The following is a 17,799-nucleotide window of genomic DNA, read 5'->3' on the forward strand; positions in this document are numbered from 1 at the left end:
GGCTCCCCTGCTAGTGCCCGGCCGGCGGGAGGAGCAGCCCGACGCACTCGACGTGCTGGGTCATCGGGAACAGGTCGAAGCCGCGCAGCGCGGTCAGCCGCCAACCGAGCTCGGCGAACGTGCGCACGTCTCTTGCGAAGGCGGCCGGGTCGCAGGCCACGTACGCGATCGCCCGTGGGCCGGCGGCGGCCAGCGCGCGGACCACCGGGGCGCCCGCTCCGGCGCGCGGTGGGTCGAGCACCACCACGTCGACCGGGCCGGTGATCCGTCGGCGGGCCAGCGCGGTCTCCACCCGGGCCGACACCACCTCGACCCGGGGCAGGTCGGCCAGGTTCTCCCGGGCGGCGGCGACGCCCTGCGGCGCCGCCTCCACCAGGGTCACCCGGCCGGTCGCACCGACCCGGGCGGCCAGCCCGGCGGCGAACAGCCCGGCACCGCCGTAGAGGTCCCACGCCAGCTCACCCGGTCGCGGGTCGAGCAGTTCCAGCACGGCCGTGGACAGGGTGTCCGCAGCGGCCGGGTGCACCTGCCAGAAGGCGGACGCGGGCAGCGTCCAGTCCCGCCCGGCGGCCACCTCGCGGACCACGGTCGGCCCGCTCACCGGGGTGGCCACCCCGTCGCGGACCTCCGCGACGGTCACGTCCCCGCCGGTGCTGGCGACGGTCTCCACCGCCTCGGCGGCCGGCCAGAGCGCGCCGGTCGGCGTGAGCACCGGCAGGTGCTGGATGGCGGGGTGGGCGATGCGGCAGCGGTCGATCGGCACCACCTCGTGCGAGCGGTGCTTGAGCAGGCCGGCCCGGTCCGCGGCGTCCACCGCGTAGCGGACCCGGGAGCGCCAGCCCAGCAGCCCGCCGGGCAGCGCCTCGACCCGGACGCCGAGCTGGTCCAGCTCGGCGTCGGTCAGCCCGCCGAGGCGGACAAGCTGCTCGCGCACCACGGCGGCCTTCCACGCCAGCTGCGCGTCCGGGGCCACGTGTTGCAGGTCGCAGCCGCCGCAGGCGCCCGGCTTCGCGTACGGGCAGGGCGGCTCGACCCGGTCCGGGGAGGCTTCCAGCACGGTGACCGCGTCGGCCCGGACGAACCCCCGGTGCACCTCGGTGACCTCGGCGATCACCCGTTCGCCGGGCAGCGCGTGCCGGACGAAGACCACCTGCCCGTCCACCCGGGCCACGCAGTGCCCGCCGGGGGCGATCGCGTCAACGGTCAGCTCGACCAGCTCCGCCTCGGCCAGCCCACTCTTCGGCGGCGGAGGTGTCACGGCCCGCACGTCCGGCTCAGTCACGGCCGGTCCCGACCGGCCCGCTGTCGACCGGCCCGCCGTCGACCGGTCCGCTCTCGCCTGCCGGCGCGGAGACCACCGGCGGCAGGGTGCCGCGCGGGGCCACCCGTGGGCCGCGCGCCGGGGTCCGGGAAAGCGTGGCGTCCAACCGGTCCAGGTTCTTGCTCGCGGTCGAGGCGAGCTGCCACGGAACGCTGACCACCATCACCCCCGGTTCGAAGAGCAGGCGGCCCTTGAGGCGCAGCGCGCTCTGGTTGTGCAGCAGGTTCTCCCACCAGCGTCCGACCACGTACTCCGGGATGAAGACGGTGACCACGTCCCGGGGTGACTTGCGGCGGGTGGAGGCGACGAAGTCCAGAATCGGCCGGGTGATCTCCCGGTACGGCGAGTCGATCACGGTGAGCGGGATGGCCATCTCCCGCCGCTCCCACTCGGCCTGCAGGTCCCGGGTGTCCTTGTCGTCCACGTTGACCGTCACCGCGGTCAGCGTGTCCGGCCGGGTGGCCCGGGCGTACGCGATGGCCCGCAGGGTCGGCTGGTGCAGCTTGCTGACCAGCACGATCGCGTGGTTACGGGCGGGCAGCACGGCGCGACCCTCGTCCGGCGGGGTCAACTCCTGGGCGACCCGGTCGTAGTGCCGGCGGATGCCCAGCATCAACACGTAGATCACCGCCATCGCGGCGATCGCGATCCAGGCGCCGAGCAGGAACTTGGTGACCAGCACGATCACCAGCACCGTGCCGGTCAGGCCCATGCCGAACGTGTTGATGGCCCGGGACCGGTGCATCCGGCGGCGCGCCTCGGGATCCCGCTCGGTCCGCAGGTGCCGGTTCCAGTGCCGGATCATGCCGGCCTGGGAGACGGTGAACGAGACGAAGACCCCGACGATGTAGAGCTGGATGAGCCGGGTCACCTCGGCCTGGAAGCCGACGATCAGCACGATCGCGAAGACGGCGAGGAAGACGATGCCGTTGGAGAACGCCAGCCGGTCGCCCCGGGTGTGGAACTGCCGGGGCAGGTAACGGTCCTGCGCGAGGATCGAGCCGAGCACCGGGAAGCCGTTGAACGCGGTGTTCGCGGCCAGGAACAGGATCAGGGCGGTCACCCCGGCCACCACGTAGAGCAGGATCGACCCGGAGCCGAAGACCGTCTCGCCGAGCTGGGTGGTGACGGTCTTCTGCACGTACCCCTCGGGGCCGGAGACGATCTGGAGGGCCGGGTCCTCGACGAACTGCAGGTGGGTCAGCCGGGCCAGCCAGATGATCCCGACCAGCATGCTCACCGAGATGGTGCCGAGCAGCAGCAGGGTGGTGGCGGCGTTGCGGCTCTTCGGCGCCTTGAACGCCGGCACCCCGTTGGAGATCGCCTCGACTCCGGTGAGCGCGGCGGCGCCCGAGCTGAACGTCCGCAGCAGCAGGAAGATCAGCGCGAAACCGGTCACGCTGTGCTCGGCCTGGATCACCAGATCGGCGCTCGGCGCGCGGAGTTCGTCGCCCAGTACGAAGACCCGGACCAGCCCGGTGAGCAGCATCCCGCCCATCACGATCACGAAGCCGTAGGTGGGGATGGCGAACGCGGTGCCCGATTCGCGCAGGCCGCGCAGGTTCACCGCGCTCAGCAGCACCACCGCCGCCACCGCGATCATGACCTTGTGGGTGGCCACGAACGGCACCACCGAGCCGAGGTTGGCCACGCCGGAGGAGACCGACACCGCCACCGTGAGCACGTAGTCGACCAGCAGGGCGCTGGCCACGCCGACGCCGAACTTCGGGCCGAGGTTGACCGTGGCCACCTCGTAGTCCCCGCCACCGGAGGGGTAGGCATGCACGTTCTGCCGGTAGCTGGCGACCACGGTCAGCATGACCACGACCACCGCCAGCGCGATCCAAGGCGAGAAGACGTACGCGGAGGCTCCGGCGATGGAGAGGGTCAGAAGGATCTCGTCAGGCGCGTACGCGACGCTGGACAGCGCGTCGGAGGCGAACACGGGCAGCGCGATGCGCTTCGGCAGGAGGGTGTGCTGCAGCCGGTCGGACCGGAACGGTCGACCGACGAGCAGCCGCTTCAGCAGCGAGGTGGGACTGGCCACGAACGCCAAGACTACGACCACCACGGCAAGAGTGCGGGGGTGGGCGATCACGGCTGGCCGAGGCCACGGGGTACGGTCGGTCCCCGCTGTCGACCCGGACGTGGCAGGCTCGCACCGAAGGCCACCGGAAGCGGGAGCGGTACGCACCTTGGGAGGGACAGCGTGCACGTCGTGATCATGGGATGTGGCCGGGTCGGGTCGACCCTCGCCCACAGCCTGGAGTCCCGGGGGCACTCGGTGGCGGTGATCGACCAGGACGCCGACGCCTTCCGTCGGCTCGGCCCCGACTTCGCCGGGATCACGGTGACCGGGGCGGGCTTCGACGGCGACGTCCTGCGGCAGGCCGGCATCGAGCGGGCGGACGCCTTCGCGGCCGTGTCCAGCGGAGACAACTCCAACATCATCTCCGCCCGGCTGGCCCGGGAGACGTTCGGCGTGTCCCGGGTCGCGGCACGCATCTACGACCAGCGCCGGGCGCAGGTCTACGAGCGGCTGGGCATCCCCACCGTGGCGACCGTGCGCTGGACGGCCGACCGGATGCTGCGGCACCTGGTGCCGGAGGGCAACGTGGAGATCTTCCGCGACCCCACGAGCACGGTGTCGATCGTCGAGGTCCCGGTGCACAAGGACTGGATCGGCCGGCCGGTACACACGCTGGAGGAGGCGACCGGGGCACGGGTGGCCTACCTGATCCGCTTCGGCATCGGCACGCTGCCCACCGCCTCCACCGTCGTGCAGGAGGGTGACCAGGTCTTCATGCTGGTCAGCGACGACATCGTGGCGACGGTCACGTCGGTGGCGGCGACACCGCCGGAAGGGGGGCACTGAGCCATGCGGATCGCCATCGCGGGCGCCGGCAACGTGGGTCGCTCGATCGCCCAGGAGTTGATCGAGAACGGCCACCAGGTGATGCTGATCGAGCGCCAGCCGAAGATGCTGCGCCCGGAGCGGGTGCCGTCCGCCGAGTGGGTGCTGGCCGACGCCTGCGAGCTGGCCAGCCTGGAGGAGGCCAACGTCGCCGGCTGCGACGTGGTGGTCGCGGCGACCGGCGATGACAAGGTCAACCTGGTGGTGTCGCTGCTCGCCAAGACCGAGTTCGCGGTGCCCCGCGTGGTCGCCCGGGTCAACCGGGCCGAGAACGAGTGGCTGTTCACCGAGCAATGGGGCGTGGACGTCGCGGTGAGCAAGCCGCGGGTGATGGCCGCGCTGGTCGAGGAGGCGGTCACCGTCGGCGACCTGGTCCGGCTGATGACCTTCCGGCAGGGCGAGGCGAACCTGGTCGAGATCACGCTGCCGCCGACCGCGCCGTACGTCGGTCAGCCGATCCACGCCGTGCCGCTGCCCCGCGACGCCGCTCTGGTGGCGATCCTGCGCGGCAAGCGGGTCCTGGTGCCCAGCCCGGACGACCCGATCGAGGCCGGCGACGAGTTGGTCTTCGTCTGCACCGCCGAGGTGGAGGACCAGGTCCGCGCGGTGATCCTCGGGCCGGACAGCGTCGAACGGACCCGCGGCTCACGCTGAGCCGCGGGGGCGCTCAGGCGCCGGGCAGCGGGGTCGGTTGCGGCTCCCGGGTGACCCGGCGCACCGTCCAGACCGTGATCAACAGCAGCAGCGCGTACGGCGGGTAGCCCAGCGCCAGCCGGGCCACGCCCAGCGCGGTGTCCTGATGGGCGAGGTAGAGCCCGGCCTGCACGCCCACCTTGGCCAGCCACACCACGCCCCAGAGCACGGTCAGCTGGGTGAAGGTGCGCACCAGCTTCGGGTCGTCCCGCCACTCCGCGCGACCCTTGGCCACCAGCACCGACCAGATCCAGCCCACCAGCGGCTGCCGGATGGCCGCCGAGATCAGCAGGGCGATGCCGTAGCCGATGCCGTAGAGGATGCCGGGAAGGTAGAAATCCCGTTCGTCGCCGGTACGCCAGGCGATGGCAGCACCGATGCCGACGCCGAAGAGCCCGTTGACCGCGTGCCGGATCGGCCGGCGCTGGGCCAGCCGCAGCCCGGCGATGAGCAGCGCGACGGCCATCGAGGCGATCACCGCGGGCCGCAGCTCGCCGATGATGTTGGCGACCACGAAGACCACCACCGGGATGCTGGACTCGACCAGCCCTCGCCAGCCGCCGAGCTGGTCGGCCATCTGCTCGGCGATCGTGGGGAGTCGCTCGTCGTCCGGAGGGCCGGTCTCCGGCTGTGCCGCCCGGTGCTGTCCCGTGGTCATCGCCGACCTTCCGTCCGCAGCGCCGTCACTTCGGCGAGTCCAGCTCGTAGTACGGGTTGTAGATGACCTTGCGGTCGTCGCGCATCGCCACCCGGCCGCGCGCGGTCAGGTGCCGCCCCGGCTCGATCCCGGCGATGTGCCGCCGGCCCAGCCAGACCAGGGTGACCACGTCGCTGCCGTCGTACAGGTCGGCTTCCAGGGTGGGCAGGTTGGTCCGCGGCGTGTAGACCACGGTGCGCAACCGGCCGGCGACCGAGACCACCTGACCCCGGGAGCACTGCTGGGCCGGGACGCTGCCGCACTCGGCGCTCTCCCGACGCAGCTCCTGCGCGTCGATCTCGGCCTCGCTGGCGGTGAACCTTTGCAGGATGCGCCGCAGCGACACCCTGCTCTCGTCGGTCGTCATGACCTCCGCGTCACCCTCTCCACGCTCACCGTCCCCGGCCGGCACCGGCAACGCCGGAACCGTGCCGCCAGCGTACGCCGACGGGGCCGGTTCCGGCGGGCCGGTGCGCGTGGATCAGACCTGGCGGGGCTCGGCGGCGGAGGCGCCCTCGGCCTCGGCTCCGGCCTGGTCGGCGATCTCCTGGGGCAGACGCAGCGGCAGCGGCTCACGGACCGGCTTCGCCTCCTGGCCCCGGTCGACCACCAGGCCGTCCAGGCACTCGGCGAGCGGACCGGCACTGGCCGGGTCGGTGGCCACCGGGCCCTGGAACACGCCGCGGACCATCCAGCGCGGCCCGTCGACACCGACGAACCGCAGGTTCGTCGGGCCGTCCGGGGTGCTCACCTGAGCGTGCAGCTCGGGGCCGTACTCGCCGTCGACCTCCTGGGCGGTGGCACCGTCGCGGAGCAGCGACTGGCGGATCTCCTCGCGCACCTCGTCCCAGATCCCCTCGGACCGGGGGGCGGCGAAGACGCCGAGCTGCAGCGCGTTCTCCCCGTGCACCAGCACCACCTGCTGGATCACGCCCTGCGGGTCGGCCTGCACCCGCACCTCCACCTCGGCGATCGCCGGGATGCGCAGGCTGCCCAGGTCGAGGCGCTGTACGTCGTCGTTGACCTCGGAGACGTCGTACGGGCCGCGTTCCAGCGCCGGCGTCGACTCCTCGACCCCCTGGCCGCCGACCTCGGTGGTCCGCTCGTCGCGGGTGTGCCGTCCGGCACCGGCCCGCTTTCGGGAGAAGATCACTGCGCCCACCCTCCGCTGTTCACACTCACCCTGCCACCTCTTCCGTCCACCCTCGGCCCGGCTCGTCCCGCCGCTGCTCGACCCGGTCCTGACCCGCTGGCGACGGCACCAGCCCGGCGTGCCCGCCGGTGGAGCCGTGCCCGCCGGTGCCGCGTCGGGACCCGGGCAGCTCGGCCACCGGCTCGAACCGCGCCCGTGCGACCCGCTGGACCACGAGCTGGGCGATCCGGTCGCCCCGGGAGATCTTCGCCGGCGTTTCCCGATCATGATTGATCAGGTTGACCAGGATCTCACCCCGGTAGCCGGCGTCGACCGTACCGGGCGCGTTGAGCACCGTCACGCCGAGCCTGGCCGCCAGACCGGAGCGGGGGTGGACCAGGCCCACATACCCCTCCGGCAGTGCAATGGCCACGCCGGTGGGCACCAGAGCACGGCCGCCGGGCGGCAGCTCCACGTCCGCGGCCGCCACCAGGTCGGCCCCGGCGTCGCCGGGATGGGAGTACGCGGGCAGCGGCAGCTCGGCATCGAGCAGGCGTACGGGCACGGGTACGACGTCGGTCACGGGTCCCCTCTTCGTCCGGTTCATCGGGTGACCCTGCCATCCTGCCGGTTACCCGGGCCGCCGTGCGCCGTACCCTCGCAGGAGTGAGCATGTCGCCCTCTCCGTCCACCGATCAGTCGCCGGTCGCGGCCCGCACGGCCTACGCCGAACGGCTGGATCTGCCCTGGTGGCTGTGGCTGGTCGGGCTCCTGGCCGCCGCGCTGCTGGCTGTCGAGATCTGGATGGGCGCCAGCGGCGTCCGCACCTGGCTGCCGTTCGCGGTGCTGCTGCCGGCCGCCGCGGCCGGGCTGTGGTGGCTGGGCCGGATCCGGGTCGCGGTCGCCGACTCCGAGCTACGGGTGGACGACGCCCGGCTGCCGGTGCGCTTCGTGGCCGACGTGGTGCCGCTGGACGCGGCCGGCCGCCGTGAGGTGCTCGGCGTGGGCGCGGACCCGCTCGCCTTCGTGGTGCAGCGGCCGTGGATCGGCGGTGCCGTGCAGGTGGTGCTCGACGACCCGGCCGATCCGACCCCGTTCTGGGTGGTGAGCACCCGGCATCCGGTGGAGCTGGCCGAGGCGCTGCTGACCGCGCGGGACGCCCGATCGCCCGTCGACCACCCGGCCGGCGAGCCGGGCTGACCGCACCGGCGGCAGCGGCTTCCACCAGCGCCGACGTGCGTGGCCCGCTCAGGTGCCGGTAGGCGGGCCCGGGAGGGCCTGCGGCGGGGCCGGACGGGCGATGCCACGCCGGCGCAGGTCGGCCTGGAGCTGGTCGGCCATCTGCCGGGTGGCCCGGCGGTTGAGGAAGCTGGCCACCGCGGCGCCGGTGAGGAACGGCCCGAGCGTGGTGAGGTTGCGCCCGAAGCGCCGGAGCAGCGTGTCCCGCAGCTCCTTGCGGGCGGCGGTGCCGAGCACCGCGCCGACACCCACGCCGGGCACCATCGGATTGACCCCGCGTTGGGTGGCCCAGGAGTGCACCAGGGCGACCGTCCGCTGGTTGCCGCTGTCCGCCAGCGGCACGCCGTAGACCTCGTGCAGCTCACCGACCAGCTTCAGCTCCACCGCCACCACGGCGACCGTCTCGGCGGCGAGCAGCACCGGCGCGGAGAGCAGGGTCGGGGCGACCGTCCACTCGACGGCGGCGACTCCCCCGCCGGCCGCGCCGACCGCGGCGGTGGTCCGGGCCGCGTTGCGGATCAACCGCTCGGCCAGGGCGTCGTCATCCAACCCGGGGAAGTGCTGACGCAGGGTGGCCAGGTCCCGCAACGGTATGTGCGGGGCGATCTCGGCGACGGTGTCGACCATCCAGCGCACGGCGGCGCGGGGCTTGAACAGGTCGGCGATCCCACGGACGCGGGCCTGCCCGACCATCCGGGTGAGCAGTTGACGGCGCTGGGCGGGCTCGATGTCGTCCGCGGTCAACGCCGCGACCGTGGCGCCGAGGTCGTCCGCGCCGCCGCCGGTGGTGGTGTCGCCTCGATCGCTCATGGGTCGAACCTCCCGGTGCTCTGGCTACCCGCTACGAGTCAAGCAGGTACCCACAGGTGCCGCACGCCTACACCGGCAGCGGCGGCCCCGATCAGGAGGCCGCCGCTGGTGTCGTGAGTGTCAGACGCACTCGCGGCAGATCAGCTCGCCGTTACGCTCGACCGCCAGCTGGCTGCGGTGGTGTACCAGGAAGCAGCGGGCGCACCGGAACTCGTCCTGCTGCATCGGTAGCACCTTGACCGTGAGCTCCTCGTCGGCCAGATCGGCACCGGGCAGCTCGAAGCTCTCGGCTACCTCGGCCTCGTCGACGTCCACCGCGCCGGACTGCGAGTCGACGCGCCGGGCCTTGAGCTCTTCCAGGCTGTCCTCGCCGAGGTCGACCTCGTCGCGACGCGGGGCGTCGTAGTCGGTGGCCATCGGTTTCACTCTCCCATATCGATGTTGTCGCTTCCGGTTGTAACGCCGGACGACGCTGTTTCGGTTCCGCTGGCCGGCCACCAGTTGTGTCGGGCACCCGACCCGGGGACCGAACGGGTCGAGCCCGCTGGGGCGACTCCCCTGCGAGCGCGGAACCTTACCCCCCCTTTGGGCGAGGCATGTATACCGCCCTCGTGGCTGAGATGTACGCCCCTGCACGCGAAGTTGTTCCCAATGTGATTCAGGCGACACGAAGATAGGGGTAGTAGTACCCGGTTCGCGGTCGGCGCGCCGGCATGTCGGACTGTTTCCACGCGACGGCCGGACAACCGTTAACCTCAGCGGCGTATTCGACGGCCGGCGGGTCACTGCGATCGTTGGCGGCCGCCGCCACCCACCTGAGGTCCCGGGAGCGCCCAGATGAGTTTTGCGCGAGTGCGAGCACTCGTCGTCGTCGGCCTGCTCGGGGTGCTGGCCCTGGCTTTCGTGGTCACTGCCCTGATCCGCGACACGCAGGGCACGGCGGGCACGGCCAAGGGTTGCCCGGATGGCTGGCCACTGGCCGACGTCACCCTGCGCGAAACCAAGGACGTCAAGATCAACGTGTTGAACGCGACTGACGAGGCCGGCCGGGCCGGCAGCGTCGCGGACGACTTCCGCAACCGCAAGTTCCAGGTCCAGAAGGTCGGCAACGCGCCCAAGGGGATCGACGAGGTGGCCGTGCTGCGGTACGGCCCCGAGGGCGTCGGCTCCGCTCACCTGCTGCAGGCGTACTTCCTCAACAACGCCGAACCGGCCTACGACGAGAAGCGCAAGGGCGACACGGTCGACGTGGTGCTGGGCAACCGCTTCCAGCAGCTCGCCACGACCACCGAGGTGAACCAGTCCCTCGGTGACCTGGGCGCCCCGGTGGCGCCCAAGGGCTCCTGCCCGGCCCCAGTCAAGAAGAAGTGATCGCGTACGTCGGCGGGCGCTGACCCGTCCACCACCACGCGCCCGTCCATCACCTCGCGCCCGGCGTCCCCGCCGGCCCGACGGCCGGCACCGGGGCCTTGGCGCGCCGTCCGTCCGGGTACCCGGTCAGGGGCCGCCGGCGGCGTCCAGGGCGGCCAGCCGGCCGTGCAGCGGCGCGAAGAGCGCCGCCGGGGCCGCGACCACCAGGTCCGGGCCGGGCGGGCGACCGTCCAGGCCGCTGACCCGCACGCCCGCCTCGGCGGCCACCAGGCCGCCGGCCGCCAGGTCCCAGGCGGCGAGGCCCTTCTCGAAGTACGCGTCCAACCGCCCCTCCGCGACCAGGCAGAGGTCCAGCGCGGCGGCACCGAGCCGGCGGATGTCCCGCACGTGGGCGATCAGCCCAGCCACTACCCGGGCCTGGTGCGCCCGGCGGCCGGCGTCGTAGCCGAAGCCGGTGCCGACCAGCGCCTGCCCGAGGTCGGTCTCGCCGGAGCAGCGCAACCGGACGCCGTCGCGCCAGGCGCCGCCGCCGGCCGTGGCGGTCCACTCCTCGCCGGTGTTCACGTTGCGCACCACACCGGCGACCACCACCCCGTCCACCTCGGCGGCGAGCGACACGGCGCTGTACGGCAGCCCGTAGAGGTAATTGACGGTGCCGTCGATCGGATCGATGATCCATCGCACGCCGCCCGGACCGACCGGCCCGGTGTCCCCCGTGCCGTACTCCTCGCCGAGCACCGCGTCACCCGGCCGCCGCCGGTGCAGCGCGTCGAGCACCTGCCGCTCCACCGCCCGGTCCGCCGCGGTGACCACGTCGGTTACCGTGCTCTTGGTCGCCGCAACCGAAACACCCTCGACCCGCATCCGGTACGCGGTGGCCGCGGCGTCCCGCGCCACGTCGACCGCGATCGCCAACAATTCCTGCGCTGACGGCACCGAACGGTCCATCCCAGGTCCCCTTCCCGCACGACCGGGGCGTTCCGGGCCACGCGCGAGTATCATCCTTACAAAGTCCACATCTGCGCCGAATTGGCGGTCCCCAACCGCCGTTACGCCGTGCGGCGCAGGATGATCGCCGCAGACGGCGTTACAATTCACCCCTGCCCACGCGCCACGGACCGCCGACCACCGGCCGGCCCGTGACACGGGGGCCCCTCAACCACATCGCCCGGCCTGTTGCCCCACGCTGTGCCGGACGACCCGGCCGTACCCGCTCTTCGCCTCCGGAAGGTCATTCGTGACAGAACCCCGCCAGACCGGCGCCGACGTTCGCTCGCTCACCGACACCCTGATCGCCCACGCGCAGAGCGCCGGTGGTCAGCTCACGTCGGCCCAGCTCGCGCGCACCGTCGAGTCCGCCGAGGTGACTCCGGCCCAGGCCAAGAAGATTCTGCGGGCGCTCTCCGAGGCGGGAGTGACCGTGGTGGTGGACGGCTCGGCGAGCACCCGCCGCCGGGTCGCCGCGGCCCGCTCGACCACGCCGGCGTCCCGGGCCACCACCGCCAAGACCACCAAGAAGGCCGTCGCGCCGGCGCCGAAGCAGGCGCCCGCCGCAGACGAGGCGCCATCGGCGCCGGCTCCGCGGAAGGTGGCCGCGCGCAAGGCCACCGGCGGCACCGCCGAGGTCGCCGCAGCGGCGGCGACGCCGGCGAAGGCGACCAGGTCGACCCGGGCCACCAAGGCGACGGTCGCCGCGGCCGCTGGCGCCAAGCCGGCCAAGGCCGGCGGCAAGGCCAAGGGCGAGGGCGCCGAGGGTGAGATCGACCCGGAGGAGCTCGCCGCCACGATCGAGGACGTGGTGGTCGAGGAGCCGGCCGAGCTGGCCCAGGCCGCCGAGACCGACGCCGCCGCCTCGGCCACCGACAACGACTTCGAGTGGGACGACGAGGAGTCCGAGGCGCTCAAGCAGGCCCGGCGGGACGCCGAGCTGACCGCCTCCGCCGACTCGGTCCGTGCATACCTCAAGCAGATCGGCAAGGTCCCGCTGCTCAACGCCGAGCAGGAGGTGGAGCTGGCCAAGCGGATCGAGGCCGGGCTCTACGCCGCCGAGCGGCTGCGCGCGGCCGACGAGGGCGAGGAGAAGCTCAGCCGGGAGATGGTCCGCGACCTGGGCTGGATCTCCCGCGACGGTGAGCGGGCCAAGAACCACCTGCTGGAGGCGAACCTCCGCCTGGTGGTCTCGCTGGCCAAGCGGTACACGGGGCGCGGGATGGCTTTCCTGGACCTGATCCAGGAGGGCAACCTCGGCCTGATCCGCGCGGTGGAGAAGTTCGACTACACCAAGGGCTACAAGTTCTCCACCTACGCCACCTGGTGGATCCGCCAGGCGATCACCCGCGCGATGGCCGACCAGGCCCGCACCATCCGCATCCCGGTGCACATGGTCGAGGTCATCAACAAGCTCGGCCGCATACAGCGCGAGCTGCTCCAGGATCTGGGCCGCGAGCCCACTCCGGAGGAGCTGGCCAAAGAGATGGACATCACGCCGGAGAAGGTGCTGGAGATCCAGCAGTACGCCCGGGAGCCCATCTCGCTGGACCAGACCATCGGCGACGAGGGCGACAGCCAGCTCGGTGACTTCATCGAGGATTCCGAGGCCGTGGTCGCGGTCGACGCCGTCTCGTTCTCGCTCCTGCAGGACCAGCTCCAGCAGGTGCTGCAGACGCTCTCCGAGCGTGAGGCGGGTGTGGTGCGTTTGCGCTTCGGCCTGACCGACGGCCAGCCGCGGACGCTGGACGAGATCGGCCAGGTCTACGGGGTGACCCGGGAGCGGATCCGGCAGATCGAGTCCAAGACGATGTCCAAACTGCGTCACCCGTCCCGGTCGCAGGTCCTCCGGGATTACCTGGACTGAGCAGGTTTCGTCAACCGAACGTGTCGTTTTGACCACCTGGTGTGCAACGCCAGATGGTGATCGTCCGGATGCACGAATGTGATCGTTGACGTGGCACCCTGGGTGCACGGCACACTGTCCCTGCCATGTGTGACCTCGGTCCCCCGCGGGCACACAGGGAAGGCACGGCCCAGCATGGGTGTTGCACGATAGGTGAGCAACGACCGAAGAGATTGTTCATCGGTGACGACCAGAGGAGGAAGGCGATGACCCCGACCCTCACGCCGCCGCCCGCAACGGTGGCTCCCCCAGCCGCCGATGAACGGTGCGACCGCTGCAATGCTGCCGGCAAGCTCCGGATCACTCTGGCGGGTGGTAGCGAGTTGGTGTTCTGTGGGCACCACGCGAACAAGTACGCGGAGGATCTCGTGAAGATCACCGTGCGGTTCGCGACGGACCCCGAGTTCAGCTGGCGTGGCGCCGACCTGATGGAAAACTAAACCCGCAACCCGACATAGCCGACCGGAGGCACCCCGAGGGTGTCTCCGGTCGGCTTTTCTCTGCCCACCAAACCCCCCTCCCATGATCGTGCTCGATCCTGGAGCTTGTCTCATCCTGTTTGGGCTGGTGGGGTGGTGTTGACAGGACGAGTCGTGGGGTCGCGGCGCTGGTCAGGGTGTGGTGATCTTCGCTGATGATCGACTGCCCTCGGGAAGGTTCGATCTGTTCCGGTGTTGCGCGTGGCTCATAGCAGGGCCCTCGGTGAGGGTTGCAGGTCGTGACACACGACAACACGCCCACCGAGGGCCATGCTCTGGTCTACCAGGTCCATCTGCCCTTGTCGACGAAGTCGCTGACCATGATCACTCAAGCGATCCGCCGGTATCGCCGTGGTGTGCGCTCGCGGTGGCGCAAGCTGCCCGATGAGCAGGTCGCCCTCATCGTGCTGGCCGTGCTCCGCCATGATCAGCGTCCCGCCGACCTCGCCGCCGCCTACGGGGTGTCGCATCACAGCGTGCGCCGCTGGGTTCGGCAAACCATCACCACTCTCGCCGCGATGGCGCCCCGCCTGGACCGAGTCCTCACCCACACCGCCCGCACCAGCAGTGAGGACCCGCTGCTGTTCGACGGCACCTGCCTGCCCGTGCACCGCCCGAGCGGCCGCGCCGAACGACGCCTGTGGTGCGGCAAACACAAGGCTCACCACCTACGCGTACTCACCCTCACCGACCACCACGGCCGGCTGCTCTGGATCTCCGCCGCCGCCGGCGCCCGCACCCACGAAGCCACCCAAGCCAAACGCCTACGCCTACCCACCCGGCTACGCCGTCATGACCTCGCCGTCATCTGCGACCGCATCCACACCCGCCTCGACGACCAACCCGAGAACCCCACCGTCATCACCGGACGACGCGGCAACCGCCACCACCCCTCACCCCCGCCCAACACAGCGTGAACACCCTGCTCAGCCGCGAACGCGCGGCCAATGAACACGCCCACGCTCACCTCAAGAACTGGCGCATCCTCACCCGACTACGCCACGGCTGGCGCCCACACGCCACCACCCTGCTACGCGCCCTACTCGTGCTGACCAACACCGAAATCAACCGCTAGACAGATGATCAACACCGAAGATCCACACCCGCACACCAGCACCCCAACCACACCACCACGACCTGTCAACCATCCCTGAGCAGCCCAAACAGGATGAGACAAGCTCCTGGAAGTAGTGGCCTCACCGATACGGGGTGCCACTGGATCCTGGATCGAGCACGATCATGGAGAGCTGACGCCGCCGGACACCGGGCAGCGCCGGTCACCCGGGGCGGGAGGCGTGGTCGGTGTGGGTGGGGCTGGCGGGCTCAGAGGGTCTGCACGGTGGCGATGCGTTCCTCTAGCTGCTCGATGGTGGCCTGGGCACTCGGCGGTCCGCCGCAGAGTCGGCGCAGCTCCGCGTGGATCTTGCCGTGCGGCTGGCCGGTGCGGTGGTGCCGGGCGGCCACCAGAGCGTTCAGTTGCCGCCGGAGCGCCACCCGGCGCTGGGCGGCGCTCATGGGTGCCTGCGGCGCCACGGTGGGCGCAGCGGCCGGCTGAGCGGCCGTGCGGCGGCGCTGGGCGGCGAGTTGCTCGGTCTGCCGCTTGGTCAGCAGCAGGGAGACCTGATCGGCGGTGAGCAGGCCGGGCAGGCCGAGGTACTCCTCCTCCTCGGGGGTACCGGCCTGGGCCGCGGTGCCGAAGGACGCGCCGTCGAAGATCACCTGGTCCAGCTCGGCGGTGGCCGAGAGCGCGGCGAACCGCTTCTCCAGCTCCCCGCTGGCCTGGTCGTCGCGCTGGGCACGCTCCAGCAGATCGTCGTCGAAACCGTCGGCTTCCTTGGGTTTGCCGAGTACGTGGTCCCGCTCGGTCTCCATCTCGCTGGCCAGCCCGAGCAGGTGCGGAACGCTGGGCAGGAAGACCGACGCGGTCTCCCCGGACTGGCGTGCCCGGACGAACCGGCCGATCGCCTGGGCGAAATAGAGCGGGGTGCTGGCACTGGTGGCATAGACCCCGACGGCGAGCCGCGGGATGTCCACACCCTCGGACACCATCCGCACCGCGACCAGCCACCGCTGCTCGGACGCCGCGAATGTCGCGATCCGTGCGGACGCGCCCAGGTCGTCGGAGAGCACCACGGCGGCCTTCTCGCCGGTCACCTGCTCGATCAGCTTGGCGTACGAGCGGGCGGTCTGCTGGTCGGTGGCGATGATCAGCCCGCCGGCGTCGGCCATCCCGGCGTTGCGCAGCACGGTGAGCCGGGCATCAGCGGCCCGCAGCACCTGCGGCATCCAGTCTCCGGCCGGGTCCAGCGCGGTACGCCACGCCTGCGCCACCAGGTCCTGGGTCATCGGCTCGCCGAGGCGGGCCGCCAACTCCTCCCCCGCGTTGGTCCGCCAGCGGGTCTCCCCGGAATACGCCAGGAAGAGCACCGGCCGGACCACGCCGTCGCGCAGCGCGTCGGAGTAGCCATACACCGAGTCGGCGCGGGAGCGGAGCAGCCCGTCACCGCCCCGCTCGTAGCTGACGAACGGGATCGGGTTGTCGTCGGAGCGGAACGGCGTGCCGGTGAGCATCAGCCGGCGTACGGCGGGCTCGAAGGCGTTCTTCACCCCGTCGCCCCAGGATCGGGAGTCGCCCGCGTGGTGGATCTCGTCGAGGATGACCAGGGTGCGCCGGGTCATGGTGCGCCGACGGTGCACCTGCGGGGCCATCCCCACCTGGGCGTAGGTGACCACGGCGCCGTGGAAGTCGGCCGCGGAGTGCACGTCCGCGTTACGGAAGGCGGCGTCGAGTTGGATGCCCACCCGGGCGGCGGCGTCCGCCCACTGGTTCTTCAGGTGCTCGGTCGGGGCGACCACGGTGACCGCCTCCACCGTGCCGTCGCCGAGCAGCTCGGCCGCGATCCGCAGGGCGAAGGTGGTCTTGCCGGCACCCGGCGTGGCGACCGCCGTGAAGTCCTCGGTGCGTCGGCGCAGGTACTCCACCAGGGCTTTGCGCTGCCAGGCGCGTAGGGCCGGGAACGTCTCAAGCACCGGCGTCCGGGCTGCCACGCGAAGCTCCTCTCCGACCGCACGACGGCGGATCCGGGGCGAGGGCCACGAGTACCGCCGCCCATGAAAACGCCTCCGCGCAGAAGCTGCCGCGAAGGCCGACTCAGCATAACCAGCGCGGGCGCTGCGGCCCAGGCGACGCCACGCTGGTCACATCCACCACCCCCGCCCGCAGCGCCCCACGACCCCCTCGCACGGGTGCCCGGCCCCGACACTCGGTCAGAGCGAGCGCGTCACCACTCCCGGTCGGTGCGGGGATCCGCCCCGCTGGTGCGCGGCGGGCGCATCGTCGCCACCGGGGCGGACCAGCGTCGGCGCAGCGCGATCAGACGCAGCCCGAAGACCAGTACGGCGGCGGCGGTGAGCGGTGCGGGCCCGGTCTGCCCGGCGACGTACAGCAGCGCCACCGCGACCGACCCGACCAGCGCGGCCACGGCATAGATCTCCCGACGCAGCACCACCGGGATCTCGGCGGTGAGCAGGTCCCGGCCGAGCCCTCCGCCGATCGCGGTGAGCATGCCGATCAGGCAGGCGCCGACCGCCGGCACCCGGGCGTCGAGCGCCTTGAGCGTGCCGGTAACGGTGAACAGCCCGAGGCCCGCCGCGTCCAGCACCAGCACCGTGGTGCGCAGCCGGGCCAACTGTGGGTGCAGCCAGAAGACGGCGAGGGCGGTGATCGCGGCGGTGGCCACGTACCGCCAGTCGGCGAAGGCCAGCGGTGGCACCTCGTCGATGACCAGGTCCCGGAGGATCCCACCGCCGAGGGCGGCCACGAAGCCGACGAACGCGACACCGAACAGGTCGAGCCGTTTGGCCACCGCGGCCGAGGCCCCCGAGGCGGCGAACACGGCCACCCCGGTCAGGTCGGCGAGGAGCAGGGCGGTGGAGGTGGTCACCGCCGCAGGCTACGTCGCCGGCCGGGACGCCGGCCGGCGTTCACTCGCGGTACGAGTCGTAGATCTCCTTGCACTTGGGGCAGACCGGCGAACCCGGCTTGGCCGCCTTGGTGACCGGGAAGGTCTCCCCGCAGAGCGCCACGACGTAGGTGCCCATGACGGCACTCTCGGCGATCTTCTCCTTGCGGACGTAGTGGAACATCTCAGGACCGGTGTCGGCGTCCTTCAGCTCCGGACGCTCGAGAACCTCTGTGCTCACGTCTGCACCTCCAACCGTCAAGTTTGGCAGGTCATCACGGCCGGGTC

General features: G+C 71.8%; 20 protein-coding genes. 8 read left to right on the forward strand and 12 right to left on the reverse strand.

From position 1 onward, the window contains the following. Positions 1-10: 10 nt before the first annotated feature. Entirely contained in the window at positions 11-1,282 is a 1,272-nt protein-coding gene (locus tag OG990_RS21375; protein WP_355608414.1) for a TRAM domain-containing protein, read from the reverse strand. Beyond that, complete coding sequence (locus tag OG990_RS21380) at positions 1,275-3,368, reverse strand: APC family permease (RefSeq protein ID WP_328424907.1); 2,094 nt, start codon at positions 3,366-3,368, stop codon at positions 1,275-1,277. Before OG990_RS21380 ends, OG990_RS21375 begins: the two co-directional genes overlap by 8 nt. A 162-nt stretch (positions 3,369-3,530) precedes the next feature. Here OG990_RS21380 and OG990_RS21385 point away from each other — a divergent pair, with 162 nt between their 5' ends. Continuing rightward, the gene (locus OG990_RS21385) at positions 3,531-4,196 is read left to right on the forward strand and encodes a potassium channel family protein (RefSeq protein WP_406076954.1); all 666 of its coding nucleotides are present in this window, start codon (positions 3,531-3,533) and stop codon (positions 4,194-4,196) included. A gap of 3 nt (positions 4,197-4,199) precedes the next feature. After that, a complete protein-coding gene (locus OG990_RS21390; RefSeq protein ID WP_328424903.1) occupies positions 4,200-4,889 on the forward strand; it encodes a TrkA family potassium uptake protein in 690 nt (229 codons plus the stop codon). 13 nt (positions 4,890-4,902) lie between these two features. On the opposite strand, the gene OG990_RS21395 is transcribed toward OG990_RS21390, so the two are convergent. The 4 genes from OG990_RS21395 to dut all read right to left on the reverse strand — a co-directional run bounded on the left by OG990_RS21395 (position 4,903) and on the right by dut (position 7,340). Then, the gene (locus OG990_RS21395; protein WP_355608407.1) at positions 4,903-5,586 is read right to left on the reverse strand and encodes a DUF3159 domain-containing protein; all 684 of its coding nucleotides are present in this window, start codon (positions 5,584-5,586) and stop codon (positions 4,903-4,905) included. 25 nt (positions 5,587-5,611) lie between these two features. Beyond that, the gene (locus OG990_RS21400; protein WP_328424899.1) at positions 5,612-5,992 is read right to left on the reverse strand and encodes an OB-fold nucleic acid binding domain-containing protein; all 381 of its coding nucleotides are present in this window, start codon (positions 5,990-5,992) and stop codon (positions 5,612-5,614) included. A 114-nt stretch (positions 5,993-6,106) separates the two neighbouring features. After that, positions 6,107-6,778: a DUF3710 domain-containing protein gene (locus OG990_RS21405; protein ID WP_355608404.1), complete on the reverse strand. Its 672-nt coding sequence runs from the start codon at positions 6,776-6,778 to the stop codon at positions 6,107-6,109. Positions 6,779-6,803: 25 nt separating this feature from the next. Next, a complete protein-coding gene (dut, locus tag OG990_RS21410) occupies positions 6,804-7,340 on the reverse strand; it encodes a dUTP diphosphatase (RefSeq protein WP_355608402.1) in 537 nt (178 codons plus the stop codon). Positions 7,341-7,423: 83 nt separating this feature from the next. Between dut and OG990_RS21415 the strand changes: the two genes are divergently transcribed. Beyond that, complete coding sequence (locus tag OG990_RS21415) at positions 7,424-7,957, forward strand: DUF3093 domain-containing protein (protein ID WP_386989446.1); 534 nt, start codon at positions 7,424-7,426, stop codon at positions 7,955-7,957. Positions 7,958-8,005: 48 nt separating this feature from the next. On the opposite strand, the gene OG990_RS21420 is transcribed toward OG990_RS21415, so the two are convergent. Continuing rightward, the gene (locus OG990_RS21420) at positions 8,006-8,806 is read right to left on the reverse strand and encodes a hypothetical protein (RefSeq protein ID WP_406076955.1); all 801 of its coding nucleotides are present in this window, start codon (positions 8,804-8,806) and stop codon (positions 8,006-8,008) included. Positions 8,807-8,926: 120 nt separating this feature from the next. Further along, the gene (locus tag OG990_RS21425; RefSeq protein ID WP_007075406.1) at positions 8,927-9,223 is read right to left on the reverse strand and encodes a DUF4193 domain-containing protein; all 297 of its coding nucleotides are present in this window, start codon (positions 9,221-9,223) and stop codon (positions 8,927-8,929) included. 435 nt (positions 9,224-9,658) lie between these two features. Here OG990_RS21425 and OG990_RS21430 point away from each other — a divergent pair, with 435 nt between their 5' ends. Further along, the gene (locus OG990_RS21430; protein WP_328426379.1) at positions 9,659-10,177 is read left to right on the forward strand and encodes a LytR C-terminal domain-containing protein; all 519 of its coding nucleotides are present in this window, start codon (positions 9,659-9,661) and stop codon (positions 10,175-10,177) included. Between the two features lie 126 nt (positions 10,178-10,303). On the opposite strand, the gene OG990_RS21435 is transcribed toward OG990_RS21430, so the two are convergent. Further along, positions 10,304-11,125: an inositol monophosphatase family protein gene (locus OG990_RS21435; RefSeq protein WP_406076956.1), complete on the reverse strand. Its 822-nt coding sequence runs from the start codon at positions 11,123-11,125 to the stop codon at positions 10,304-10,306. A gap of 289 nt (positions 11,126-11,414) precedes the next feature. Here OG990_RS21435 and OG990_RS21440 point away from each other — a divergent pair, with 289 nt between their 5' ends. The 4 genes from OG990_RS21440 (at position 11,415) to OG990_RS21455 (ending at position 14,624) form a co-directional block, all read left to right on the forward strand. Further along, positions 11,415-13,031 (forward strand): RNA polymerase sigma factor, encoded by a 1,617-nt coding sequence (locus OG990_RS21440; protein WP_386989452.1) that lies wholly within the window; start codon positions 11,415-11,417, stop codon positions 13,029-13,031. Positions 13,032-13,276: 245 nt separating this feature from the next. Next, on the forward strand, positions 13,277-13,510 hold the full coding sequence (locus OG990_RS21445; RefSeq protein WP_328424885.1) for a hypothetical protein: 234 nt from the start codon (positions 13,277-13,279) through the stop codon (positions 13,508-13,510). 278 nt (positions 13,511-13,788) lie between these two features. Then, the gene (locus OG990_RS21450; RefSeq protein WP_406076957.1) at positions 13,789-14,466 is read left to right on the forward strand and encodes a hypothetical protein; all 678 of its coding nucleotides are present in this window, start codon (positions 13,789-13,791) and stop codon (positions 14,464-14,466) included. After that, the gene (locus tag OG990_RS21455) at positions 14,463-14,624 is read left to right on the forward strand and encodes a hypothetical protein (RefSeq protein ID WP_406076958.1); all 162 of its coding nucleotides are present in this window, start codon (positions 14,463-14,465) and stop codon (positions 14,622-14,624) included. Before OG990_RS21450 ends, OG990_RS21455 begins: the two co-directional genes overlap by 4 nt. 248 nt (positions 14,625-14,872) lie before the next feature. Here OG990_RS21455 and OG990_RS21460 read toward each other — a convergent pair whose 3' ends face one another. The 3 genes from OG990_RS21460 to OG990_RS21470 form a co-directional block, all read right to left on the reverse strand. Further along, positions 14,873-16,597: a DEAD/DEAH box helicase gene (locus OG990_RS21460; protein WP_406076959.1), complete on the reverse strand. Its 1,725-nt coding sequence runs from the start codon at positions 16,595-16,597 to the stop codon at positions 14,873-14,875. Positions 16,598-16,830: 233 nt separating this feature from the next. Beyond that, on the reverse strand, positions 16,831-17,493 hold the full coding sequence (locus OG990_RS21465; RefSeq protein WP_406076960.1) for a trimeric intracellular cation channel family protein: 663 nt from the start codon (positions 17,491-17,493) through the stop codon (positions 16,831-16,833). A gap of 40 nt (positions 17,494-17,533) precedes the next feature. Beyond that, a complete protein-coding gene (locus OG990_RS21470) occupies positions 17,534-17,752 on the reverse strand; it encodes a DUF3039 domain-containing protein (RefSeq protein WP_088946800.1) in 219 nt (72 codons plus the stop codon). Positions 17,753-17,799: the final 47 nt, after the last annotated feature.

The sequence above is a fragment of the Micromonospora sp. NBC_00858 genome (assembly GCF_045207365.1).
Lineage (GTDB): Bacteria > Actinomycetota > Actinomycetes > Mycobacteriales > Micromonosporaceae > Micromonospora.

What these genes read in the sequence shown, in the direction of transcription:
- OG990_RS21390 (WP_328424903.1), top strand. Translation starts at nt 4,200, where the DNA reads ATGCGGATCGCCATCGCGGGCGCCGGCAACGTGGGTCGCTCGATCGCC.
- OG990_RS21435 (WP_406076956.1), bottom strand. Translation starts at nt 11,125, where the DNA reads ATGGACCGTTCGGTGCCGTCAGCGCAGGAATTGTTGGCGATCGCGGTC.
- OG990_RS21400 (WP_328424899.1), bottom strand. Translation starts at nt 5,992, where the DNA reads ATGACGACCGACGAGAGCAGGGTGTCGCTGCGGCGCATCCTGCAAAGG.
- OG990_RS21420 (WP_406076955.1), bottom strand. Translation starts at nt 8,806, where the DNA reads ATGAGCGATCGAGGCGACACCACCACCGGCGGCGGCGCGGACGACCTC.
- OG990_RS21395 (WP_355608407.1), bottom strand. Translation starts at nt 5,586, where the DNA reads ATGACCACGGGACAGCACCGGGCGGCACAGCCGGAGACCGGCCCTCCG.
- OG990_RS21445 (WP_328424885.1), top strand. Translation starts at nt 13,277, where the DNA reads ATGACCCCGACCCTCACGCCGCCGCCCGCAACGGTGGCTCCCCCAGCC.
- OG990_RS21425 (WP_007075406.1), bottom strand. Translation starts at nt 9,223, where the DNA reads ATGGCCACCGACTACGACGCCCCGCGTCGCGACGAGGTCGACCTCGGC.